This is a genomic window from Streptomyces sp. NPDC054863, assembly GCF_053610825.1.
Window position 1 is genome coordinate 1 of sequence record NZ_JBSGZD010000522.1, and the last position, 2,421, is coordinate 2,421.

Consider the following 2,421-nt stretch of genomic DNA (forward strand, 5'->3'; position numbering starts at 1 on the left):
GGGCAGGGACGGCCCGAGCCCGTCGCGCCGCAGCCCCAGACCCCGGCGCAGGCCCATGCTCCCGCTCCGGCTTCGCCGGCCGGTGGCAGCCCCGCGCAGGCAGCGCCCAGCGCCGCCGCCGCACAGGGCGCCGCCCAGGTGCGCAACATGTGGCCCGGGATCCTGGAGGCCGTGAAGAACAAGCGCCGTTTCACCTGGATCCTGCTCAGCCAGAACGCCCAGGTCGTCGGCTTCGACGGGACCACCCTCCAGGTCGGCTTCATCAACGCCGGCGCCCGCGACAACTTCGCGAGCAGCGGCAGCGAGGACGTCCTCAAGCAGGTCCTCGCCGAGTCCTTCCAGGTGCAGTGGCGGATCGAGTCCGTCGTCGACGCGAGCGGGGCAGGGGGCGCCGGTGGTGGCGGAATGCCGCCCGCCGGTCCTCCCGGGGGGTACGGAGGCGGCGGTGGCGGCTTCGGCGGCGGTGGCGGCGGTGGTTTCGGCGGCGGCGCCCCCGCGGCCCCGGCCGCCCCGCGTCCGCCGCAGGCAGCGGCACCGCAGGCCGGTGCTCCCGTACCGCAGTCGGCGCCTCAGCAGGCGGCTCCGCAGCAGTCGGCCGCGCAGCCTTCGCAGCAGGGGCAGTACCAGGCGCCCTCGGGACCGTCGGCCGCCGCGCAGCAGCAGCACCGCGCCGCCCAGGAGCGCCCGCCGGTCTCCGCCGAGGACGACGTACCGGAGGACGACGATCCGGATCTGGTCGACTCGGCGCTGTCCGGGCACGACCTGATCGTGCGCGAGCTGGGTGCGACGGTCGTCGAGGAGTTCGTCAACGAGTGACGGTCGTCGTGGAGTTCGTCGACGAGCAGAGGGGCAGGGGTGCGGGTGTGCCCGCATACGGCGGGGACCGGCCCTCCCCGCCCGCCTCTCCGCGTAGTACTCCGCGTAGTGCTCCTCGTAGTAAGTGACAAGAGCCGCCGCGTCCCCCCGTGGGCGGTAACTCCAACCCCGTGCGACTTCGTCCCCCGCGCAGGCTCTAGGCTGCACCCGTGAAGGTCCTCGTCATCGGCGGCGGCGCCCGCGAACACGCCCTGTGCCGCTCTCTGTCCCTCGACCCCGACGTCACCGCCCTCTACTGCGCTCCCGGCAACGCCGGCATCGCGGAAGTGGCGGAGCTGTACCCGGTCGATGCCCTCGACGGGGCCGCCGTGGCGCGCCTCGCCACCGAACTCGACGCCGGTCTCGTCGTCGTCGGCCCGGAGGCCCCGCTCGTCGCGGGCGTCGCCGACGCCGTGCGGGAGGCCGGGATTCCGGTCTTCGGCCCGTCGAAGGAAGCGGCCGAGCTGGAAGGCTCCAAGGCGTTCGCCAAGGACGTGATGGCCGCGGCCGGTGTGCCCACCGCGCGCAGCTACGTCTGTACGACGCCGGAGGAGATCGACTCCGCGCTCGCCGCCTTCGGCGCGCCGTACGTCGTGAAGGACGACGGTCTCGCCGCCGGGAAGGGCGTCGTCGTGACGGACGACGTCGACGAGGCGCGGGCGCATGCGCTGGCCTGCGAGCGCGTCGTCATCGAGGAGTTCCTGGACGGTCCCGAGGTGTCGCTCTTCGCGATCACCGACGGGGTGACCGTGCTGCCGTTGCAGCCCGCGCAGGACTTCAAGCGCGCCCTGGACGGCGACGAAGGCCCCAACACCGGTGGCATGGGCGCCTATTCACCGCTGCCGTGGGCCGACCCCAAGCTCGTCGACGAGGTCATGGAGTCCGTGCTCCAGCCGACCGTCGACGAGCTGCGGCGGCGTGGCACGCCGTTCTCCGGACTGTTGTACGCCGGTCTCGCGATCACGTCGCGCGGCGTGCGCGTCATCGAGTTCAACGCCCGCTTCGGCGACCCCGAGACCCAGGTCGTCCTCGCCCGTCTGCGCACCCCCCTCGCGGGTGTGCTGCTCGGCGCCGCCAACGGCACGCTGGACGTCCAGCCGCCGCTGACCTGGCGCGACGACGCGGCCGTCACCGTCGTCATCGCCTCGCACAACTACCCCGGTACGCCCCGCACCGGCGACCCCATCGAGGGCCTCGCCGACGTGGCGGCCAAGGACGCCCCCGAGGCGTTCGTCCTCCACGCGGGCACCCGGCGGGACGGTTCCGGCGCCGTGCTGAGCGCCGGAGGGCGAGTGCTGTCGGTGACCGCCACGGGCGCCGACCTGACGGAGGCACGCGAGCGGGCGTACCGCGCGGTGCAGCGGATCCGGCTCGACGGTTCGCAGCACCGTACGGACATCGCGGCGAAGGCCGCACAGGACGCGGCGCAGGGCTGAGCCCCGGCCGTCACCGCGGTCACCGCCGTCACTGCGGTCGCCGCAGCCCTCGCAGCCACCACGGTCATTGCAGCCACCGCAGTGACCGCGGTCACCACTGAGCGCCACCGGTTACGCGACAGCCGGGGTC

1 protein-coding gene and 1 pseudogene are annotated in these 2,421 nt (G+C 73.9%); both read left to right on the forward strand.

Annotated features, from left to right (window positions below; translation table 11 throughout):
- Positions 1-816, forward strand: a pseudogene (locus ACWGIG_RS38525) (DNA polymerase III subunit gamma and tau); the annotation flags it as partial.
- A 209-nt stretch (positions 817-1,025) separates the two neighbouring features.
- Positions 1,026-2,291, forward strand: a complete 1,266-nt coding sequence (gene purD, locus ACWGIG_RS38530; RefSeq protein WP_453326387.1) for a phosphoribosylamine--glycine ligase — start codon at positions 1,026-1,028, stop codon at positions 2,289-2,291.
- Positions 2,292-2,421 lie beyond the last annotated feature (130 nt).